Genomic DNA, 2,706 nt, shown 5'->3' on the forward strand with positions numbered 1-2,706 from the left:
TCGACGATCTTTTTGACGATCGCGAGGCCGATGCCGGTACTGTCCGATCGATTTTGGGGATTGACTGCATGGAACATCCCAAAGATCCGCTCGTGGTGTTCGGGGGCGATCCCGACGCCATCATCGGCGATCGCAAATTCATGAAAATCGACATGGACTCGGCAGGAGATGGCAATTGAACCATCAACCCGATCGTGATGCTCGATCGCATTGCCGATCGTATTGGCAAATACTTGTGACAATAGCAAGCGATTGGCAGACAGAATCGGTAGATCCGGTGCGATCGAAATCCTAAATGTGGGCGCAGGCGCGATCGTCTCCACGACCTCAGCCACGAGTTCGGCGGTAGCGACTAGCTCGATCTCGGCATCTGTTTTACCGATGCGGGCATAGTCGAGCAGTCCATCGATCTTCGCTTCCATACCATGTACCCGACGGCGCAATAGGGTCATTTGCTCCTGGCTATGGGCTGAGATTGCGCCTTGAAAATCTTCTTCAATCCATTGGGAGAGATTGGCAATTGCCCGTAGGGGGGCTTTAAGATCGTGGGAGACGATATGCACAAAGCTATCTAGCTCTTGATTGCGACTTTCGATCGCAATTTCGGCTTGTTTGCGATCGGTGATATCATGAGCGATCGCATAGACTAATTTCTGCTCCAGATATGGCATCGCACTCCACAATAGCCAACGATACGAGCCATCTTGACAGCGATAGCGATTCTCAAAACTAACTGTCACCTCACCTGCGATTAGATCTTGGGCAGCGGCTAGTGTTACAGCTCGATCTGCTGGATGAACGAAGTCGAGATATGGTCGAGCCATTAAGTCTGCCGTACTAATGCCCAAAGTTTTCTCCCAAGCTGGATTGAGCCGAGTGAAGTAGCCATCAAAATTGCTGGTGGCGAGCATATCGATCGACAAATTGAAAAAGCGATCGCGTTCTCGTTCGGCATCGATCCGTGCCAAAGCGACTTGTTTTTGAGCTGTGATATCTTGCCAGGATGCCACAAATCCATCATCTAGTTTGCCGATCTGGATATTGTAAGCTCTCGTTAGTCTTTGCCCCCCAAACACATCTGAGTAAGTTAAATCTTCTTTGACCAGTGGCTTGCCAGTCTCTACTACCTGGCAGTACTCAGCAAATAATTCTGTCTGCCGAATCGACGGAAACACCTCACACAGTCCCCGATCCAAATCGACTGAGGTCATGTGATTGCTTGTTAAGGCAGCGGCATTGAGATAATCAAATCGGAAGTCGATAATCTGACCCGATCGATCGCGGATGGCGGAATAGATCCCAAAGCAGTCGAGCATAGTTTCGACAGATGCCCGAAACCGCTCTTCGCGCTGTTGTAATTGCAGCCGCAAGCGAGTATTTTCGATCGCGCTGCGCATCGTCGATCGCAATAGCTCTGGGGTAAAATTGTGCTTGGCTAAATAATCTTGAGCACCGAGCTTCATCGCGCGGACGGCGATGCTTTCGTTACCGTGCCCCGTCATCATCACCACCGATGGCCGATGGCGATCGGCTTGAATGGCTAATGCCGCCAAGAACTCTAACCCATCCCCATCGGGGAGTGCATAATCGAGCAAAATTGCATCGATCGATCGCGTCCGACAAAACTCCAGCCCCGCTGCAACCGATTCTGCTTCCAACACCTGATAATCACAGTCTGGATCTGTGAGCAAACAATGTCGATATAGCTCTCGATTGGTGGGCAAATCTTCAACAATCAGCAGTGTGAAGGTGGAGAGAGTCATTTTTAGGACAACAAAAGAACGTGTTGCTATGAAGATGCCGATCCTAGCGATCTAGAACGTACGCCATCAGCCTATCAGGTCTACAGGATTTTTTCAATGCGATATGTAACAAAAAGTGTGGCTAGAGGATCGCCGATCGATTTCTCGATCGCAATTTCAGTCTCAATCGATCGCGATAAACCCCCCAGAATGGTCACGCGACGTCAGGTTCTCGACCCGATTTATCGACAACGAGATTTGCCCTAACGATCGTCTCAAATGCTGTACTGACGTTGTTCGTTCGGCCAGCGATTGTGAGCTATTCCGCTCATTTCTTAGACAACAATCGATCGCAGGGAAATCACTCAAAAAACAAGCGTGCGCAAAAGTTTTTCCCGATCTACCTATAAGTAGAGAGCGGTAAATTTATATTTTATATTGTAATTGGGATGAGCGATATTTAGCTAATTAATTTTACTCAATGATAAAAAACTCGATCGTTAAATTGTAGATTCGATCGCTGTAAATTAGTTTTTCCCAACTCTCAACTCCCCACTCAAGACCGCTTACTGTGTCCACATGGTTCCCCCCTTGTGAAGGCTACCGTGTATACACATCTCTGGTGAGAAGCGAAAACCCTAAAAATCCCCCTAAATCCCCCTTAAAAAGGGGGACTTTGACCAGATCTTAGCCCCCTTTTTAAGGGGGTTTGGGGGATTTAGATCTAGAAACGAAGTCTAGTTCTTTGGTAGGGGCAATTCATGAATTGCCCCTACCAAAGAAATGGCTCTAGAAGTGTTCTTCGACGATCGCGACTAAATATTCAGTCCATTTTTTAGTTGCCTCCATCGTTTCAGCTTCTACCATCACCCGAATCAGAGGTTCGGTACCCGAAGCGCGAACTAATACTCGTCCGGTATTCCCCATCGCCGTTTCCGCTGCAACGATGCCATCTTGGAGCGGC

General features: G+C 48.5%; 1 protein-coding gene and 1 pseudogene. Both read right to left on the reverse strand.

The window, feature by feature from the left end; translation table 11 throughout:
• A partial coding sequence (locus tag RMO84_RS20610) for a response regulator (RefSeq protein WP_310490309.1) occupies positions 1 to 1,763 on the reverse strand: 1,763 nt, incomplete at its 3' end.
• Between the two features lie 768 nt (positions 1,764 to 2,531).
• Positions 2,532 to 2,706 (reverse strand): annotated as a pseudogene (glmM, locus tag RMO84_RS20615) (phosphoglucosamine mutase); the annotation flags it as partial.

Source organism: Chamaesiphon sp. VAR_69_metabat_338, from assembly GCF_031423935.1.
Classification (GTDB): Bacteria; Cyanobacteriota; Cyanobacteriia; order Cyanobacteriales; family Chamaesiphonaceae; genus Chamaesiphon.